13 protein-coding genes are annotated in these 20,063 nt (G+C 63.4%); all 13 read right to left on the bottom strand.

The annotated features are described in order from the left end of the window. Positions 1–5: 5 nt before the first annotated feature. A complete protein-coding gene (gene tssA, locus ACZ9GA_RS10135) occupies positions 6–1,568 on the bottom strand; it encodes a type VI secretion system protein TssA (protein ID WP_457362803.1) in 1,563 nt (520 codons plus the stop codon). Further along, positions 1,565–4,726, bottom strand: a complete 3,162-nt coding sequence (locus ACZ9GA_RS10130; protein WP_457362804.1) for an ImcF-related family protein — start codon at positions 4,724–4,726, stop codon at positions 1,565–1,567. The genes tssA and ACZ9GA_RS10130 overlap by 4 nt, the downstream gene beginning before the upstream one ends. 9 nt (positions 4,727–4,735) lie before the next feature. Continuing rightward, positions 4,736–5,962 (bottom strand): hypothetical protein, encoded by a 1,227-nt coding sequence (locus tag ACZ9GA_RS10125; RefSeq protein WP_457362805.1) that lies wholly within the window; start codon positions 5,960–5,962, stop codon positions 4,736–4,738. Between the two features lie 2 nt (positions 5,963–5,964). Next, entirely contained in the window at positions 5,965–6,222 is a 258-nt protein-coding gene (locus ACZ9GA_RS10120) for a PAAR domain-containing protein (RefSeq protein ID WP_457362806.1), read from the bottom strand. Positions 6,223–6,263: 41 nt separating this feature from the next. Beyond that, positions 6,264–7,190, bottom strand: coding sequence for a hypothetical protein (locus ACZ9GA_RS10115; RefSeq protein WP_457362807.1), 927 nt, complete (start codon positions 7,188–7,190; stop codon positions 6,264–6,266). Between the two features lie 44 nt (positions 7,191–7,234). After that, positions 7,235–7,873, bottom strand: coding sequence for a DUF2931 family protein (locus tag ACZ9GA_RS10110; RefSeq protein ID WP_457362808.1), 639 nt, complete (start codon positions 7,871–7,873; stop codon positions 7,235–7,237). Beyond that, a complete protein-coding gene (gene vgrG, locus ACZ9GA_RS10105; RefSeq protein WP_457362809.1) occupies positions 7,870–11,874 on the bottom strand; it encodes a type VI secretion system tip protein VgrG in 4,005 nt (1,334 codons plus the stop codon). Before vgrG ends, ACZ9GA_RS10110 begins: the two co-directional genes overlap by 4 nt. Further along, positions 11,871–14,468, bottom strand: coding sequence for a type VI secretion system ATPase TssH (gene tssH / locus ACZ9GA_RS10100; protein WP_457362810.1), 2,598 nt, complete (start codon positions 14,466–14,468; stop codon positions 11,871–11,873). The genes vgrG and tssH overlap by 4 nt, the downstream gene beginning before the upstream one ends. Before the next feature lie 116 nt (positions 14,469–14,584). Then, entirely contained in the window at positions 14,585–15,076 is a 492-nt protein-coding gene (locus ACZ9GA_RS10095) for an Hcp family type VI secretion system effector (protein ID WP_457362811.1), read from the bottom strand. A 10-nt stretch (positions 15,077–15,086) separates the two neighbouring features. After that, positions 15,087–16,442: an OmpA family protein gene (locus ACZ9GA_RS10090; RefSeq protein ID WP_457362812.1), complete on the bottom strand. Its 1,356-nt coding sequence runs from the start codon at positions 16,440–16,442 to the stop codon at positions 15,087–15,089. A 10-nt stretch (positions 16,443–16,452) separates the two neighbouring features. Next, on the bottom strand, positions 16,453–17,127 hold the full coding sequence (gene tssL, locus ACZ9GA_RS10085; RefSeq protein WP_457362813.1) for a type VI secretion system protein TssL, short form: 675 nt from the start codon (positions 17,125–17,127) through the stop codon (positions 16,453–16,455). Then, positions 17,124–18,479 carry a type VI secretion system baseplate subunit TssK gene (tssK, locus tag ACZ9GA_RS10080; protein WP_457362814.1) on the bottom strand — a complete coding sequence of 452 codons (1,356 nt, stop codon included), beginning with the start codon at positions 18,477–18,479 and terminating at the stop codon, positions 17,124–17,126. The genes tssL and tssK overlap by 4 nt, the downstream gene beginning before the upstream one ends. A gap of 22 nt (positions 18,480–18,501) precedes the next feature. Further along, the gene (tssC, locus tag ACZ9GA_RS10075; RefSeq protein WP_457362815.1) at positions 18,502–20,040 is read right to left on the bottom strand and encodes a type VI secretion system contractile sheath large subunit; all 1,539 of its coding nucleotides are present in this window, start codon (positions 20,038–20,040) and stop codon (positions 18,502–18,504) included. Positions 20,041–20,063: the final 23 nt, after the last annotated feature.

The following is a 20,063-nucleotide window of genomic DNA, read 5'->3' as shown; positions in this document are numbered from 1 at the left end:
GGGGGTCAGCTGCAGAGTGCTGCGGCATTGACCGGGTCGATGGCCACCAGGGCCGCCAGCAGCATGTCCATGCGCCCGTTCAGCGCGGGCCGGTCGGCGTCGCTGCGCTGGGCCTTGCGGCGCAGCAACTTGAGCAGGCGCGCCTTGACCTCGAAGTGCAGGTCCGGCTCCCATGCACCCAGGCCCTGGCGTTCGCCGGCCGCGTCCAGTTCGCTGAACAGGTGCAGGGCCAGCGCAGCGCTGCCCGCCTGCTCGGCCACCCGCGCCATCACCAACCGCAGCATCCAGCGATGGCGACCACTGGGGCCAATGGGTTGTACCGCCAGCCAGGCCAGGGCGTGGTCCACACCCTGCTCGCTGGCCTGCGCCAAGGCTTGCTGTTCCAGCGCGTGCAGATCGTGACCGCCCTCCTCTGCCGCGGGCGGCGGCAGCACGGGGCGTTGGGCCTTGGTGTGCTGGCTGATCCATTCACGGGTGGTTTCGTCGGCGAAGGGCGACCCGTCGCTCCAGTGCAGCAGTTCCAGGCCCGGCAGGCGTTGCAACAACCCCGTCAGGTCTTGCGCCACGGCCTGCGCCCAACTGCCGCAAGGCGCAGGCAGACGGCTGAGGGCCTGATGCTGGTACCACTGCAGATCCAGCCAGAAGTGGTTGGCGCCCTCGGCAAACAAACCCTCGAGCCGTTCAAGCAACTCGTCCCAGGCCTGCTGTTGGTGCAGGCGTTGCAGTTGCGGCCGATACTCGCCACGCGGCGGGGCCAGCCGTGTGTGACCGCTGCCGTCAATGACCGGCAACTGGTGCACCGTGTCCCAACGCAAAGCCTTGATCACCCGATGGCCGGCCAGCCAGCCCTGGGGTTGGCCGCGCAGGTACCCGGCCAGGGCGCGTCCGCTGTCGAGCAGCTCTCGAGCCGAGGTAACGGCGCTGGCGGCGGGGGCGGCCGTTTCTACAGGCCTGTCTTGTGTCGGCGCCGGCGCTGCGCTGCCACTGGGTTGTCCCAGGTGCAGCGCCAGGGCGTTATGCAGCCCTGTCAGGTCAGGGCGCTGCTCCGCTGGCCAGGCCTCCAGGGCGTGGTCCAGCCAGGCCAGCGCGCAGACAATGCTTTCGGCGTGCGGCTGCCCGGTGCCGCGATGCTGGGCAAGGCCGTCCAGCACCTTGCTGCCCGCCAGCCATTCCAGCGCTGCCTTGCGGCTGTTGGGCCGCGCCGGCAATACTTGCGTGGCAAAGCGCTCCACCAGGGCTGCCAGCAGGCTCAGGCCATCGCCCAGGCCCGCCAGGCCGTTGCGCTGCTGGCGCGCCCATAGCCAGTAAGTGATCACGCGCAGGTCTTTGCAGGTGTGCAGCGACAACTGCTCGGCCAGGCGGGCAACCTGTTCTGTGTCCGCGCCGGACAGCCGGTTGACCTCCTCGCGCAGGCGCTGAAATTCGTCGTGGTAGGCCGGGTCTTCGCCCACCGGGTTCAGCCCGTCGATGGGCCGCAGCCAGGCGGCCCACGCACTGGCCTGTTGCCGGGCCAGCGGCAAGGGTGGGCGATCGCCCAGCCAAGTGGTGATCAAGGTGTTCAGGCTCATGACGTACTCCCCTTGTCTTCCCCTGCGGCGAGGGGATCATCGTCGGCCAGGAACACCTCACGCGGCAGGGTAAAGCCCCGCAGCGTCAGGGCGGCCAAAGGTCCGGCACCCAGTTCGGTGCGCAAGTGCCAGGTCAGCGGTAAGCCATCGGGCGCCGTCAGCACAATGCGAAACTGCGTGCCGCTGTCGTCCAGCGCTGTCACCCGGGCCTGCTCCAGCAGGCGGATCAAGCCCCACGGCCCCGGGTATTCACCGAACAGGCGCTCGCCGGTGTGCACGCTGGTCCAGGTCAGGCGCGTGCCCGGCTGGTCGCCGCGGCCCGGCCACCGGAAGCGTTGCCAACGCTCTTTCTGGTTGAAATAGTGCTGGCGCTCACCGTCCAGGATGAAGGTGGTCTGCACCACGTCGCGCACCGGCTTGGCCCGCAGATCGAAACCGCGGCCCATGCCACCGTCGGTGTAGAGCACATCGGCCAGGTGGCTGAGCTGATTGATGGCCTGCAGAAACTGCGGGTTCACGCGCACGTCCTGCGGATGGCGGGGGTTGAGCACCCAGCGGCCGCCCTGCTTGCGCACCACGCCATCAAGCTCGGCACGCAGGAATTGTTCGATGCGCCCGGTATCGGCGCGAATCATCTGGCCCAACATGGCCAGCGAGACATCACTGTCGGTGGCCGCGAACGGATAACGACCGCCGAAAGCAGCGTTCCAGTGGGCGACGATGGTCTGCTGCCACTGGCGGTTCAGGCCGCCGGCCGAGGGCTGCAGCAGCAACTGGCGCGCCTGTTCCAGGGGCTCCACGAACAGCGCCTGGCCCAGGCCCTGCCACTGCCGACCCAGGTTGGCAGCCAGCAGGCGGCCCTGCTCGTGCGCCTGGCTCAGGCCGCTGGCCTGGCCCTGCAACACCGACTGGGCCATGGCCTGCGCCTGGGACTGCGGGTCGCGGGCATTAGCCGACTGTTGCAACGCCAGCCGCGCGGACGTGATCGCGGACAGGTAGCCGGGCAGCTCACTGTCCGCAAGTTTCACCAGTGGGCCGAACACGGTGGCCAAGCGTTGTGGATCGGTCTGCCCTTGATACGCCAGGGTTTGCTGCAACGCCAGCAGTGGTGACTGGCTGGCGTCGCCGGCCAGCGCCAGTTGCTCGACCGCTTCGGGCAGCGTGCTGACGGAACGCCAGCTCACCGCGTTCAGCGCCCTGAGCCAGGCCTTGCCGAAATCTCGAAAATAGCGCGCCGTGAGCCGTGCCTGAAGCGCGTCGGCCGAGACGCGGTCAGCATGATTTGCAGGTGGCTCGCCCAGCACCCAGTCGACAGCCTCCCGGCGCGCTTGCGCGGTCTGCTCGATGGCGTCGCGCACCTGCCCTTCCCACGCCTGGCGCGTGAAGGCGCCAGGCACGGCACTGGCGCTGTCGAACAACGCCGTGCTGCCCGCCATCTGCGCCATACTGAGCGCCGGGAAACGTCCGGCCTGCTCCAGCACCTGGGTGTAAAGCGCTGTCTCACTGTTGCGCCGCTCCAGTTCAGCCAGCAACAACTGGCGGGTGCGCACCGTCAGGTTGGCGTCTGCGGCGATGGCCCACTGTGGGTGGCGCGGCAGTTGCTCGGCGTAGAACTGCCACAGTGTCGATGCATAGGTGCCCCACTCCTCCGGTCCGACCCCGGGCGGCGCCTGGAACTGTGCCATCTTTTGCGCAAGAAACCCTGGCTCCACCCGTGCCGGGTTGGCCATCATCAAATAGGCTTTCAGCGCCTCATGGGCGGGCTGGGTGTCGCTACCGGGCTGGAGGGCCAAAGCCGTGCGCAGCCGGCTTTGCAGTTGCAGCATTGCGGCATCGCGCAAGAGCGGCAAGGCAAGCTGCTCGTAGCGCGGCCACAGGGCCTGGCGCAGTTGCGGCGCAGGGTTCAAGGCAAGCCCCTGGTACCAAGGGGCACCCCGCACGCCCTGGCGATCCAGCTGCCGGGTGATTGCTACCAGCCGTTGCAAGTCCGTGCCGGGCTGAGTCAGTGCGGTGTTCGCCTGTTCAAGCAGGTTGCGGTTGCTGGAGAAAGCGATCACCACCCCTGCCAACATCACCAAGGCCGCCATCATGAAGCCTACGCTGGCCAGTCGTACCGCATGCCAGCCTGCCCGCTTGCCGGCCACACGGTCTTCCAGCACCTGAGCCCAGGCCGGGTCAAGCTGTAACAAGTGCCCCACCCTGGGCGCCGCGTCGTCATCGCGCGCCAGGCTGAACTGCAGGCCGCGCAACGGTGCGCCTCGGGCGAACGCGGGCAGCAAGGGCGCCAGCGTCTTGCACCACTGCTCGATACCAACAGCGTGCAAGTCCCCACCCAGGCGATAGAGGAAGTCGTGACGGCTGTCCAGGCGCATCTGCTCGATGCCCTGTTGATTCAGCGGCGCCACCAGCGCCGTCAGTGCAGCAGCCACGTCCGCGTCACGGGTCGGCGCGGGCAGCAGGCAGCCCACGGAGGCCACTTCGCGCCCTGCCTGCGACCAACCGCTGCTGCACACCTGCCACAGGTACAACGGCGCCTGCCAGCGCAACGCATGGGTCAGGTCGCGCAGGTGGCGGGCACCGTTGCCCATGGCCTTGTCATCGCCACGCTGCCCCTGGGTCAACGGCCAGACAATGGCATCGAAAGGGCGCCGACGGTGCAGCGCCTTGAGCTGCCCGGCCACCGCCTGCGGCGCCATGCCTGCGCAACTGCCGGCCCACAGCAACAGCGTGCCACTGCATTCCTGCCACTCATCAACGGCCAGGCCCGGCGCCACGGCGTTGACTTGCTCAGCCTCGCCCAAAACCAGTATCAACCGCACCTTGCCGCGCCAGCGCCAACCGTAGTGTTCGCGCAAGTAGGCCCTGGCGTCATGGGCTGCGGTCGACGGCGGCGCAACCAGTGGCCGCGGCAGCCTGATGTGGTCATCGGCCGCCATCTCGGCCAGCACACTGCGCCCCTGCTTGTCGCCAAACAGCTTGCAGCTGGTCGCCAGCAACACCAGCACCGTGCCAATGGCCGCCAGCATCAGCCAGCGCTCGACGCCCTGCTCGCTGTCCAGCCACTGGGGGAAGTACCAGAGCACCGCCGTCGCGGTCATGACAATCACCAACAGCGTGCTGACCAGGGTCAGCGCGCCTGTCGAGCGTGGAATATGCATCCTGTGCTCCTAACGCAGAGGTGACGGCCCCGGCATGACTGCCGAGCACCAGAGCCGCGTATTCACGGGGCCCTCGCCACTGAAAATGAATTGCGGCCCTGCGCCGCAGGTGATCGCCTGGGTGGCGGCTGCGACCGCCAGCCACGGCGCGACGAGGCCCGTATTACCGAGCAAGGCATCGGGGCAGCACGGGCGCTGGTCAGGCGTAAGCGCCAAGTCCTTGATGACGCGGTTGAGGGCCACCGAGCGCTGGGCGACGATCCCCGTGCACCAGGTGCGCTCAATGTCGATCGCCGGCAGCGGCACCCAGTCCAGCGCTTGCCGGGCAGCCTCGGCCAATGACGCCTGACCCGCGCCACGCTCCTGCTGCGGCCGGTGCAGGTAGGCAATGGGCGGCAGCGTGGCCTGGGTCAGGCGGTTGCCCAGCAACACACCGACGGCGGCCTCGCCTGTGCCTTCGGGGTGCGGCGGCGCGACTTGCAGCGCGATGACCAACAGCAGCGCCGGGTCGTCGATGCGCTGGTCCAGCCATTCGTCGACTACCGACAGGCCGCTGCCGTCCAGGGTTTCGATGGGATGGCCGATGCCACTGGTAGCCCAGGCGGTTTGCCAGAGGTGTTGCAGCAACTCGGGGGCGGCGGTGGTGTTGAGTTCCAGGAGGACGGCCAGGGGGGTGTCGGCGGGCAGTTTGGCCAGGGTGGGGGCCAGGTCGGTGAGGAGGGTTTGCATGGCTTGTAGTAAAGCTTCCTCAGGCCCCTCCGATTCGCCCTGCAGGCGAGTGTGGCGCAACGAGAGTGCACCGTCCCTTATGGTTTGAGCTTTGAGAGACGGTTGGTCGTTGAGCATCACACCCAACTGTTTACGGCCATCCCCGTCATCCGGTTCATGCAGCGCGGTGTACCAGCTGACCGCCAGCACCTGCTGCGACCTGCGGCCAAAGCGCATCAACCGTGCTCGACGCTCATCCAGCGCCGAATCCCAGCCGTCAGCCATACCGCGCTGCCCCACGTAAATGAGGGTGCGGGTAAAAAAGCACAGGCTCCACAGCAACACCGGCAGTACTACTGCAAACCCGATGAAACTGCGCCAGTCCTGCTCCTGTGTTTGCGTCGCCAGATGATTCGCCTTTGCCAGCCCCACCAATAACAGCACGCCCAACAACGCCGCCCAGCGCAGGGCGTTGGGCGCTGCCGGGCGAAGTGCCGGGGGCGGCAACTTGTCCAGTCGGATGGCCATGATCAACGCACGCTCGCATCAGGAAAGGACGAAATCAGGGTGCAACCGCAGTCGCACGCATGCCCATCAAAGGCCACCGGCACCCCGTTGTCAGTGAAGCTTTCGTGCCCCTGGCCGATGGCGGTGAAGCCATGCACCGGACAACTGACCGGGTCCCCTACCCGTGCCACCCCGATACCGCCAAACACCATGGTGCTGGAACCGGCGAGTACAGTGCCGCCACTGCTGGTTTTGTCACCGTTGCGAATAATGTCTTGCATATGCATTCCTTGTTTTTAGTATTTAATTGCTGCTGCGTGCTTTATTTATCAGCCACATAATCAGCGCAGCATCCCTTATCCAGCAGGCCACCGCCCGGCTCATGGACGGGTGATTCCGGATCACTGGAAAGTTCGCTGTGCAGTGCCGCGCTTTTGGCTAAGGCAATGTTATCGATCAGCTTCTTGCGGGGGACCCATTCCCGGTTCACCCGATCCCAACGATAAAAAATACCGCCCCGCCAACGGCTCAATGTTTCGTTGCGTAGTTGCTCTTCCGTATAGGCATAACCTTCCAGACTCAGGTAATCCCTGGCGATCAATACTTTTTCCTGGAAAGCCTCACTGCCGGCCAGCACATTGGCCTTCCAGTTCCAGGCTTGCTCGTAGGACGGCATCCAATGGGCCATGTGGGTAATGCCATAACGCTGATCCAACGTTACGACGGGCTCGTCGTCGAGATCGCTGAAATGGCGTTGTTTGATTTCCGAGGCAAACATGTCGTCAAAGTCGCTGAGTTCATCCAGGGTGTCGATATAATCGCGGATTTGCTGTTGAGAAGGGTTCTGCCCCTTGATCAGTACGGACCGTGACAACACTTCGTTATCGACCTTGACTTGCACGGTCAGTACGCCGCCCAGGACTTTACCGCCCAGTTCGAATTGCCAACGCTTTGCACTGGAGGTGAAGCTTTCCGACTCTTGGAAGAGTTTCACGCACCGCCCTTGTCGCGGGCCGTAATTAGGGCCACAGACTCTCGCTGCCCATTGCAGGGTCCATGTCCAGGTGTATTCGCCAGTGAAACTGGAGGCGAATTCGAAGAGGATCTCAGGCAGTGCTGCGTCGGTGGTGAGGCTGAATATGTCGTGGTCGGCGGGTGATATCCAGGTGAGCGTGGGTTTTGATGACGTCACGGGAGTGACGCCGGTTCGAGTCGGTTGGGTGGAGCTGGCGTTTTTTACTTGTTGCATTGTTTGACCCTCACTTTGGTTACGCTCTGTCCACACCTTGTGGTTTACCAAGACCCGTATGGAATTCCATATTGGTCGACATAATCTTTATTCCTAGGATTCATAGGCCTGTATCGTCCGTTGGTTTTTCCTCCGTAAGGACCATTCGGATCTACTTCGGCTTGGAAACGCCCCACTTCTTTATATCCAAGGCAGCCAGCACCTACCCAAACCTTAACAATACCTCCTGGCGCCATACCCAAGGTAAGCGTATGCGGATAGAGGGTCATATCTCTTTGTGCAGGCACGCAGTACATATGCGTCGGCCTCACCATTTCATCTCGAACCCACTTAGGGATATTGATATTGACCCTATAGGTTTTTGATTCCACTAGTGATTGCCAGCGCAATATGATTTGCTCAGGCAAATCAACATTGTTCACCGGCATTGTTTTCCCCACCCCATTATTCCAGTCTTCCGGACGGGAGGCATACCCCGCAACACCGCCAAAAACATTGAAATACAATTCGCCAAGCTGATCAATAACATCGACACTCTCTACCCACACCTCCATATATCTTGGCGCTGAAAGCCCGACATACCAAGACTTATATGGAAGCATAGGCCTACCGTTACTTATATGCCCACCATTACAAGCTCCTAGTGAAAGGGTCAGGCTCAAAAGCAATACAACATACTTCATTGAGGGTACCCTTCTTGCGGCTTGTGAGGATAAACGTTGCGCCTACGGCTTTTAGTCGGCTTATTTATTGCCAATCTCATGCGTGTATTCCAGTTTGCCGACTGATGAATATAACGGGCGACCAACAAGCGCTGCTGATGACTATCTAGCTGTACGTCTTGACCAGCCATAGCAAGCTCCAATATATGTTCGGCGACTGCTTCCAGTTCCTCGGGTAGGGCTAGCTCAGGGTAATCCTCCAACCCTTGGAACGGCACTCCATGGACTACCGCCAAATTACGCATCACCCGCAGTGGAATCAGGCTCAACTCACCGCGTACCGAGCGATCCAGCGTGATAGCTGTCCAATGATCAGTGCCACCACCGAAGCGACCACGGGGAGGCTGGGGCGTTTCCCACCTTGCAATAGAGATCTGGCCATCTCCGGCCAGACCAGTAGCGCGTAACGCTTGGACCTTTTCATTGACCTGCCGCCACTCCGTGCTGTCCTCAAGCTTCTCGTGGGGTGCCAACAGGACGCGAGCGGGTGGGGTCAACAACATTCGTTCCTGTCCGATGGGCAAATAACCACCGCCGATGTCAGAGTGCACCCCCGGCAATTCTATTTCTTGGTGATCCTCCTTCACGCTGTTAAGCGCGAAGTTCAAACGTACTTCGTCACGCGCAGTCAGCTGGAGCACTTTTCGGGCACAACCTGGAGGCAAGTAAAGGTTAACGCCTGGATTACGCGCATCGGTGATGTCGAAATTGCCACGCCATGGGTCAGCAATGGCAGCAACTGTGTCAAACAGCCCTATAAAGTTGAGAATGATATCGCTCGCGGGCTCAAAGCCAGGCAATATCCCCAACCTCCCACCCTTTAAAATTTCCCAGAAAACACCCCGCCCAGGCTTCAGCAACTCATTTGCGCAATGACGCGCTGCTGCTGCACCTCGGCTAAATCCGAAAATGTCGAATTCGATCCTGCGAATCGTTTTCATTGGATTGGAGGAAACAAAGTTCAACATCTGCTTTTCGATCGCTTCTGGGGCTTCTCTTACCCGGGCCGCCACACCCGTTTCACCTCGACCAACGCCTTGTCCGTAATTACTGTCTTTATCTCCCGCACGGGTGCCGATCCCTTCGATGTAAACAGGCATAAATGCCATATCGGCGTCCTCGGAAATACTGCTGGCAGTGTCATCTGGGTAAAGCCGTAGAAGGTGAGCTACATTACTTGCAGTATTCCCGAAACTACTGTCCGGCGCCGCCTTGAACCGACCTTCCGAATATTCCCCGTACCCAAGTTTCTTGCACTGCTTGATCAGTAACTCTAATCCCGTTGTGCCGAACAACTCTGCATCTTCACGTTGACACTGCTGAGCCGCTGCCGCGTTGGGCAGGTTGTTCCCCGTCCCATCAAAGAACAGCCCGATCCGCAGGGTAATACCCTCAGGCCGCTCTTCCTCCTCTTCTTCCTCTTCCTCCGGCAGGTCATAGCTGATCGACAGATCCGTCTCATCGACCGTCCACACCCGCTCAGTCAGCCCCTCCTCATCGGAAACCCCACGCCATTCCTGCGCCCCATCATGCGTCTTGATCACATACCGCGAATTGGCCACCGGCATCTGCCCATCCGGCCGCAGCAACTGAAATTGCTGGCTGTACTCAAACGGCGGGTTATTGGGTGTGGGCAGGTCCGGCAACGTTGGCGCGTTGCGACACTTTTCGTTGTGGTAGGCGAAATACACCGACCGCAGATTGATCTCGCCTTCCGTGGCCGCTTCGATGCCGTAGCGGTCCATCTGGATGTAACTGCCATTCGCATTAAGCGTGATTCGCTTCCTGGCCGTAATACGAATCTCATCCTCGCTACTGGTGATGTCCAACCCATGCCGAGCCAGCAACTCCAGCTTGTCGTTCTGCGCCTGAACACTCACCGGTCCCTGGTTGGCGATCAGCTTGATGCCCAGCTTGTCGACAAACGCACTCAACCCCGCGCCGATCCCGAGAAACAGCCGCTTCACCACGCTGACGTCCGCCTGGCCGCCTGCGTTGAGAATCAGGTTCTGTTGCGCCGCCAGTTGCAGGTGCTTGCCACTGGTAACGGCAATGCCATTGGGCGCGCTGATCAAGGCAACCGCGCCGCGCAGTTGCTCGACTTCCTCGCGCAGCAGGGCCATCTGATGGTGAACTTCGGCGGGGTCAGCGCCGCAAGCTTCGGCTTCGCGGGACAGTTTGTAGCTCTGCTCACCGGCCTCCTTGAGGCGATTGACGGCGGCCTTCATGTCCAGCACCGGGCCGTTAGCCTCCGGTTGGGCATCGGCGCTGATGAACACACCTTGACCTGCGCGCAGGGCACCGTGGGCATCAGTACGTAGCTCGAACCCGGCACCGCGTTTCTTTTTCGTGGAATCGACAACGTGACCCAGGTTGAGCTGGCTCTTGCCACCATGCTCGGTCGCCAGCTTTACATGCTCCTCACCCCGCGTGTCCTCCATGCGCAGCTTGTTGTTGGCCGGCGTGCGCAGGATGTTGCGCTTTTCATTCTTGTAGTTGATGTGATCAGGATGGTCGCTGTCGTGCAGCGCGTGGGCAATGTACGGCCTGTCGGGGTCACCATTTTCGAAGGCGATCGCCACTTCGGTACCCACGATCAGCGGCAGGTGCAAACCATGGGTATCGCCGGCATACGGCCGTGCCAACCGTAGCCATATGCTCTCCTGGCCTAACGGCCAAGTGTCCCGGTCAAACAGGAAGCGCACGTGATAGCGGCCTTGTTCGTCGGTATCGGCGTACTGGTTGTACTGCTGCTCACTGGAGATCCGCGCCGCCACCGTCCCCGCCATCACCGGCTTGGGCTTGAGCGCCGGACGGAAGCACACATCGCGGTCGTAGGGCATACCGGTAAAGCAGGCTATAAAGCTGCTGTCCCGCGCCGCCCGGGTGGTCAGCCCGACGATCACCGCGCCCGGCGCAAACGCCGCTGGCGCGTCGCCTTTCAGCGTCAGGCATTGGCCCGGCGCGAGGATGGGGCTACTGGTGGTCCCACTCAGCCGGGTCCGGTCATTGAGATACCGCTCATGATGCAACCGCGCCAGGCCGATTCCGGTCTCCGGCTCCTGCTCATGCCGAAAGGCGTACCGGTCACCCATGGCCGTAAACGCATCGCCGACATGGTGAGCATCGCCGTAGGTCGTCGTGGCTCCACGCGTCTGATCGATATCCCCCTCAAGCTTCGCGTAGACATCGTTCGGGTCATAGGTACGAACATGAATGTGCTTCTCGACCACCTGATGATGCGACTGCAATTGCCAGACAGCGTCCTGCTCACCACTCGATAAGCCCGACTCCGAACGGCACGGCAATTCCACGTCAAACCGGTAAAACCGCTGTTCATCATGAAACTCCAAGACCCCGATATTCAGGCGCTCGTCAGTCCCAAAGCGATACCAGATCCCCACCTCGGCCAGCAGCCGTTCAATAAAGGCCAGATCACTCTCGCCGTACTGCATCACCTGCAACCGCCGCGGATACTCGTACAACAGGTCAAACAGAAAATGCTGCCCCAGATAACCATGCCGGCTGCGCAGGATGCTTTCGACAATCTCCGGCACCGACTGCTGCTGATAGAGGCGGTACTCACGACCGCGCCCCAACAAAGCCAGGCGCGGTTGCAACACCACCTCGTAGCGCGCCTCATCGCGCGACGAAGACAAGCGCTTGAACTCCGTGATCACCCCATGCACCTTGCGCAACGGTACCGGCGCAGGCACCTGCATGCCGCGATACAGCGGCTTCTGCGGTAGCGGATACAAGCTGAAGTAGGCCTCATGGCCCAGGATGTCTTCGGCCGGAATGTCCTGCACCGCACTGGTGAATTCGATGCGGTACTTGAAGCACTGGCTCAACCGCTCCTCACCCTCGAACGCCAGCACATCAATCGGCGCCTTACAGTTGTACACCGTGAGCCGATGTCGGCTGTGGTCAAAAAACGGCCCCATGGGGATGCTCACGCTCATGCCTGGTTTTCCTCTACTTCTTCAAAATGCATCGTCACCCCCTCCTCTTCGCTGTACCCCAGCGTCACCCCACGGGCACGCGGGCCCGCCGCCTGGCGTTGCAGCAGTTGCTGGCTAAGCACGGGCAGGATCTGCTGGTTGAGCAGGGTGTCGAGGGTGCGTGCGCCGCTGTCGGGCAGCAGGCAGGCGGCGGCCAGGGCGTCGGTGAGGCCTGGCTGCAGTTGGCAGCCCAGGCCGTAGTGGCGGTGCAGTCGCTGGCTCAGTTTTCCGAGCTTGAGCGCGGCGATGCGGCTCAGGGCCTCGGCACCCAGCGGGCGGTAGATCAGGGTCTGGAAGCGCGCCAGCAGCGCGGGCTGGAAATGATCGCGCAACAGAGGGTGCAGCAGGCGGTGCAGATCGCTGTCGGTGGCGTCAGGCTGGGCCTGCAACAGGGCTTGCAATGGATCGCTGCCCAGGTTGGAGGTCATAATGATGACGGTGTTGCGGAAGTCGATTTCGCGCCCTTCACCGTCACGCATGAAGCCGCGATCGAACACTTGGTAGAACAGGTTGAGCACATCGCGATGGGCCTTTTCCACCTCGTCCAGCAGCACCACGCTGTAGGGACGCTGGCGCACGGCTTCGGTCAGCACCCCACCCTGCCCGTAGCCGACATACCCCGGTGGCGAACCCTTGAGTTGGCTGACGGTGTGGGGCTCCTGGTACTCGGACAGGTTGAGGGTGATCAGCGACTTTTCACCGCCAAACAGCACGTCCGCCAGGGCCCGGGCCGTTTCGGTCTTGCCGACGCCGCTGCTGCCCACCAGCAGGAACACGCCCAGCGGCGCATCCTCCGGCGCAAGACCGGTCTTGGCGGCGCGCAACCGCTGGGCCAGGGCTTCGAGGGCCGGCGCCTGACCAATGACGCGCTGGCCCAGTTGCTGTTCCAGCGCCAACAGGCTGGCCTGTTCATCCTTGAGCAGGCTGCTCAGGGGCACGCCGGTCCAGTCGGCCACCACTTCAGCGACGTTGCGCACGCCGACCTCCAGCGACAGCAACGGTTGCTCGCCCTGGGTGGCCACCAGCCAGCCCAGCAAATCGTTGCAGACGGCGCGGTCCAGCGGCTCGCTTTGGCGCGCGGCAAGCAGTCGTTGGCTGAAGGCCTGCTCTTGCTGGTACTGCGCCTGCAATCGCAGTTGCTGGTCCAGCAGTTCATCGTACTGGGCGTCAAGGGTGTCGCGGCGCTCGTCGATATTGAAGCCATGCAGGCGGGCGTCGTCTTCCAGGGCCTGGCGCTCCAGCATCAGGGCCTCGAGCCTGGCCTTGAGCTGCACCAGCGCCTGGGGCTCACAGTCCAGGTTGATGCGCACACGGGCACTGGCGGTATCCAGCAGGTCGACCGCCTTGTCGGGTAGCTGGCGGCCACTGAGGTAGCGACGCGACAGGCTAACCGCAGCCTGCACGGCGGCGTCGAGGATGTGGACGCCATGATGACGCGCGTAGCGATCTTTCAGGCCGCGCAGCATCAGGCAGGCGCCTGGGTCGTCCGGCTCCTCCACGGCCACGCGCTGGAAGCGGCGCTCCAGGGCGGCGTCGCGCTCGAAATACTGCTTGTATTCCGACCAGGTGGTGGCGGCGATGGTGCGCAACTCGCCACGGGCCAGGGCCGGTTTGAGCAGGTTGGCCGCATCGGCGCCACCTGCCTGGTTGCCGGCGCCGATCAGGGTGTGAGCCTCGTCGATAAACAACAGTACAGGCACAGGCGATTGCTGTACGGCTTCGATCACCTGCTTGAGCCGCTGTTCGAACTCGCCCTTCACCCCTGCCCCAGCTTGCAGCAAACCCAGGTCCAGGGTGCGCACGCTGACCGGCTTGAGGCTGTCGGGCACATTGCCATCGGCAATGCGCAGGGCCAGCCCTTCGACCAGGGCGGTCTTGCCCACGCCGGGCTCGCCCACCAGCAGCGGGTTGTTCTTGCGCCGACGGCTGAGGATATCGATGACCTGACGAATCTCGTTGTCACGGCCGAACACCGGGTCGATGCCCCCTTGCCGCGCCTTGGCGGTGAGGTCGTGGGTGAACCGATCCAGGACCGCGTCGCGGGCTGGCGCATCGGTGAACACGGGTGACGCTTGCGCCGCGCAGCGCTCCACCGAAGCCTGATCCAGCCAGGGCTGCAACTGTTGCAATTGCGCCTGCCCCAGGCTGAGCAACGGCCACAGGGCGTCGCAGGCCAGCAACGTCGGGGTGTCCATCAGCGCGGCCAGCACATGCACCGAGCGCAGGTGCTCGACGTTGCCTTCCAGGGACGCGCGCAACCAGGCGTCGCGGATCAGTTGTTGCAGACGCTCGCACAGCTGCGGCTTGACCTGCACGCTGCGCGGCAGACGCTGCAGGTGATCGAGCAGGCCGCCCCACAGCGCGTCCATATCGCAGGCATGGCGGCGGGCAATCAGGGTCAGGTCGCCCTCATCCTGCTCCAGCAGTTTGAGCAGCCAGTGCTCCAGGGTAATGTGCCCGTGGGCGCGGCTTTGGCACAGTGACGCTGCAGCACTGAGCGCCTGGGCGCAGTGGGGGTTGAGGCGGCGCAGCAATTGGGTGGCAACGGGTACCATGGCGGGTACGTCCTTGTTCTGGAAACGGGGCGATGTGCTTGGCTGAACGCCCGCGAACGGACGCTCAACCCTGCACACCAGGCAGCGGCAAGCCGCAGCTTGCCGGGTCATGGGCATCAGGCGGTCTGGCGCTCCGTCCAGGAGTCGGAATGGATGATGTTGCCGTCCTTGTAGGTCCAGGTGATCTTCTCGTAGCGCAGCTCCACCTCCTCCAGGTGGTTGTGCTTTTCCTTGGCGGGGTCTTTCACGTCATGCATCTTTGCCGCGACGGTCACCACCTTCACGTTCTCCAATTTAGTGTTGTAGTACTCCACTTCCTGGCCGGCATCGTCGATGCGGTACCACTTGAACTCCGCCGTCTTGAGGGTCTGGCCGGTGCTGGCGGCCTTGTAGAGGTAGGGGCTGCTGGCGTCGATTTCCTTGGTGAATTTGAACGCCGTGTGGATACGTGCACCGGTCAATTTGCCGGTGTTGTCATCGGTGGGGATGTACAGCTTGTGGTCCTGGGCGACGACCTCGACGCTGCCTTCTCGGCTTTGTACGTTGACGGAGCCCTTGATGTCGGCGCCGCCATCGTCTTTCAGCCACAGGTAAACAGGGATAGCCATGTGTAACTCCTCAAGAATTGGCCGCCACGGGCGGCACAGGTTGTTGGCCTGACTCCTGGGTGAAGGCCCCACAGGCCTCCCCTTCCGGGACCAGGCGGATATCGACGCGCCGGTTGGCGGCGCGTCCGGATTCGGTGTCGTTGCTGGCGATGGGCTGGCTGGCGCCGAAGCCCTGCACCGCGAAACAGTGGGCGGGCATGCCGCCAATGGTCTGCATCCAGTCGCGCACCGCTTCGGCGCGGGCCACCGACAGGCGTTGGTTGCTGTCGGGGTGGCCCGTGGCATCGGTGTGCCCGGTGACCACGATCAAACCGCCCTGCCCGGCCTTGATGTCCAGCAACGCACCCACCAGCACCTGGGTAGCCTGCGGCTTGAGTTGCGCACTGCCGCTGGCGAACAGCGACAGGCTGTCCAGGCGCAGGGGGTGGGCTGTGGGAGCGATGGGCTGAGGCTGCGCCTGGACCATGGCCGGCGCGGGCAGCCACCGGCTCTGCCAGGCGGTATGCCCCATGGCCAGCAGCGAGCCCCCTGTAAACAGCCACAGGGCCACCATCACCGCAGGCGGCACACGACGCACGCTGACCGGCAGTTGCTGCACCACGGGATCGGGGAACGGCCAGTGCGACGGCCCGGCAGCGTGCCCTGTCGCTGCCTGAACCAACCCCGTGCGCTGGTGCAGCCACTGCTGCCACAGGTTGCCGGGCTGCTGCTGCGGTGTTGCCGCGACCAGCATCACGGCGCAGGTCGCCACCCGGGCATCGACGTGAACCAGGACGCGCTCATGCAGCCACCGCGCTGCGCATTCAAGCTGCACCGCGGCATGCAACCGCGCCGTGCGTGCAGTGGTGTCCGTCACCTGCCGCTGCCAAGCGATCAGATCGGCCCGGCTGGCGCCCTCGAGTACCCAGGGGCTGGGCTGGCCTGCCTCCCAGCAAAACCAGGGCCCGGCACAATGGGCAGCAGGCACGTAGCCGGCCACGGTCACTGGCAGCGGCTGCCCGCCCCGGCGTGCCAGGGCGAGCTGATGACCGAAGGCGCGAAGTCGGCCCGCCAGGCTGACCGTGTCCTGGTGCTCGCCGGGGTTGACGACCAACAGAACGCTGAGTTGCCCCGCCCAGCCGGGACGCAAGGTGCGCAGATCGGCCACCACCGCCGGCAGGTTCTTCACACGCGGTACCGGCACATAGCAGGCCTGATCGGTGACGGATGGTACGTCCGGCGAAGCGCCAAACAGGGCTGGCTGACCGTCGCCGCAGACCAGTACAACAGGCTGCCGGTAACCGGGCGGTGGCAAGGCGTCGGGCTTGCCCAGCGCCACACAGACGGCATGACGACGGGCCATCCAGCGCCACAAGGTGCGGATCATGGACACCCCCTCACGCAGGTCCCACCATGAGCCCGGCCGCTTGACTGGCGAGCCAATGGTTCAGCCCCCACCACGCGACCGCCAGCAATGCGCCAGCCCCTACCGCGTGCAGGACCAGTGACCGGCTGCCATACCTGAATCGGGCGTGGGTGCCCAGCCGTGTCGTCAGGGGCTTGCACACCTGCAAAGGCATGATCAGCTCGTCCAATGCCGCCTGAAGCTGCTCGCGCTCCGGCGCATCAATGGCGTGATAACGCCCTCGAAAACCCAGCATCAGCACCCGGTGATAGACCGTCAGTACCTGCAGGTCAGGCGCAGGCTGGCGCAGCACTTCGCGCAGTTCCTCATAAAGGAAGTCGCCTGCCTGATGGCGATTGAAGAAGCGCGCCTGCAACGGCTCGCCGGCCCACGCGTCATGCTCGTCCTCGGTGGCGACGTGCAGCACCGTTTCATCCAGCAAGGCGCATTGCGCGTAGCTGATGCGCTCGATATTGGCCTGGCTCAGGCCTGCGCCCTGCAACTGTTCGCGCACGCTGACCACTTGCGCAGCGCAGCGCTCACGCAACTGCTGCACCTCGACGGGCATGCTACCGTTGCGTAACTGCACCACCAGCAGGTAGCTGTCCTGGAGCACCTGATCGATGTCCATCGCTGCGGCATCGGCCTTCATCTGCAAGGGGCTCATGTGCGCAGTACCGCGAACAGTTCCAGCTGCGCTTCGGTCAAGGTGCTGGGCACGTAGAACGCGCACAGTCCCTCAGCCAGCACGGCCTGCCCCTTGGGGTGGCCAAGATCCAAGGCGAAATACTGGTTTTCCAGGCGCAATGCGATGGCCGCGGGCACGTGGCTGAGGGCTTGCAGCGGCACGCCGTCCAGGGCCGCGTTGACCAGTTGCCTGACCTCGTCCGGCGCGCCCACCTTGCACAGGCGCGGAAACTGCAATTGCACCTGCGCGGCCGGCAAGCGGCAGCGCACCGACAGGTAGAAATCGGCGGCGCCGGGTTCGCGCAGGCGCGGGTCATCCAGCCGTGCCTGCCAGTGGTTGGGGGCGGTTTCACGCAGGTCCAGGGTGACCACCCGCGATGGCAGGCTGGCCTCCAGCAGCGTCGAGATCACCTTGATCAAGGTCGGCAATACCGAGCCGAGGTCGTCGTGCCGATACGCCGGTATCTGCTCAATGTCATGGTCCAGGGAGAAGGTCAGCAGCGCACCCGCCAGCTTCGCCAGCTCGCCATACACCTGCTCGGGATGGCGCGCCGGATACTGGATGAGGTCAGCCAGCACCGGCTGGTAAGTGTTGAGTGCGTTGAGCAGCCAGAACAGCGACACATCGGCCACGGCAAAGTCGGCCATGCGCTGGTTGCACTCGCGGCGCATGCCCATCAGGCGTTCACGCTTGGCTGACAGCTGGGTCAACAGGTTGTCCAGTTGCGCCACCAACCCCGGGTGCGCAGCCAGGCTGAGCAAAGGCGGCACGAAGCCTGGGTCCAGCACCCAGCCGCCCTGACTGTCCTGCACCAGCCGCGCCAGCGGGCAGGTGACGTACTCGCCGGTGCCGCTGGTGCTCAGGCGCAGGCTGAGGTCGTGCTCCAGCACGGCCACAGACTCCACCTCGTCGCCGTACAGGTCCTGGACCTGCTTCCAGCTTTGCCGGTATCGCGTCGGGTAGTTGGCGCGTTCGGCTGAAGGCAGGCAATTGCGACCGTTGGCTTTTTCCAGTGGCAACGCCAACACCAGGGTCGCGCTCTGACCGACGTCGGCCAGCAGCGTGGACAGCGCCTGCGCCGGTGGCAGTGCATCGGCTGTATCGGTGTCGATCAACGTGCCATCTGGCAGCCTGGCCTGAATGCGCGTGGCGTGCAGCTTGCCCAGGCGCAGCGCGTCGGGATCGAATTCGGCGGCCAATACACCCCAGGGGTGCACCCATTGCAGGCGAGCCAGGTTTTCATTGCTCCAGGCCTCCCAGCGCGCCTGTTGCTGGAATTGCTGGGGTGAGAGCAACACCCCCGTGGCCCATGCGGGACGGTCTATTTTCATGGTGTCAGGTCCTTGGACGGGTTCAGGCCTTGGCCTTGGGCATCTGCGAAACCAGCGACAGGTTCACGTCCATGCCTTCCACCTGGAAATGCGGCACGGCGTACAACTTGACGCGGAAGAAACCGGGGTTGTCGTGCAGGTCTTCCACCGTGACCCGCGCGTCGCGCAGCGGGTGTGAGGCTTGCAGGTCGTCACCGGGGTCGGTCATTTCGGTCACCAGGCCGCTGACCCACTTGTTGAGTTCCACTTCCAGCACGCGCCGGTCCTTGGTGGTGCCGATGTTTTCGCGCTGGATCAGTTTCAGGTAATGGGCGATGCGCGAGAGCAGGAAGATGTACGGCAGGCGCGCATTGATACGGCTGTTGGCGGTGGCGTCGGGGGTGTCGTACAGCGCCGGTTTCTGCGCGGAGTTGGCGGAGAAGAAACAGGCGTAATCACGGTTCTTGTAGTACGACAGGGGGATGAACCCCAGGTTGGCGAACTCGAACTCGCGGGTCTCGGGGATCATCACCTCGGAGGGGATCTTCACCTGGCTGCCAGTGCCCAGGTCATAGAGGTGGATGGGCAGGCCACTGACCGCCCCGCCGGACTGCGGACCGCGCACCTGCACGCACCAGCCGTTGCGGATAAAGCTCTTGACCATGTTGGCGGCAAAGGCGAACGAGGCGTTGGTCCACAGGTATTTGTGGTGGTCGGGGCCTTTGACGCTTTCGATGTAGTTGAAGCTGCGCACCGGGACCGTGTCCGGGCCGTAGGGCAAGCGGCCCAACACCCGTGGTGTGGTCAGGCCGATGTAACGGGCATCGTCGCTGTCGCGAAAGGCTTTCCACTTGGTGTATTCGGCACGGTCGAAATAGTTGCCGATGTCCTTGATGGCCGCCACTTCCTCCATGGTCTGCTTGCCGAAAAATGCGGGGCCCACGGCACTGATGACCGGCATGTGGGCCGCCGCCGCGACACTGGACAGGTTGCGCAGCAACGCCATGTCCTGGGGGCTGCGGTCGAATTCGTAGTCGCAGATGGCGGCGGCGATGGGCTCGCCGCCCGGGGTGTCGTATTCCAGGGTGTAGGTGTGCCAATACAACCCGCTCTGGGCAATTTCGGGGGCGTCCTCGAAGTCCTGAATCAGGTGCTGCTTGCTGGCGTCCAGCAGTTCGATGCGCACGTTCTGGCGAAAATCGGTCTGGTCGACCAGCGACTTCACCCCGCGCCAGGTGGACTCCACGCGCTGAAAGTCCGGATGGTGCATCACCTGGTCCAGTTGACGGCTTATCTGCTGGTCCAAAGTGGCAATGTGTTCATCCAGCAGCGCCCGGTCCAGACGCTCGACGGTACGCGAGGACTGCTGCAGCAGGTCGAGGAACACACTGACGGCCGCCGTCACGCGCTCATCGGCGGTGGCCTCGGACAGCGCGTCCATATGCTGAAACACTTCGATCCCGCCCAGTGCGGCAACGGGACTGAGATCGATCTTTGCCAGCAGCGACGTATAGACGCTGGGGTTTTCCTGGAGCGACACCGGGCCGCCGCTGGATAATGCGGAAGAATGGGGCGTTGACATTGAAGTTACATCCTGCAAAACAA

Source organism: Pseudomonas sp. TE3644 (assembly GCF_056278815.1).
The sequence above is the reverse complement of the archived record's forward strand: the minus strand, read 5'-3'. Positions and strand labels throughout refer to the sequence as shown.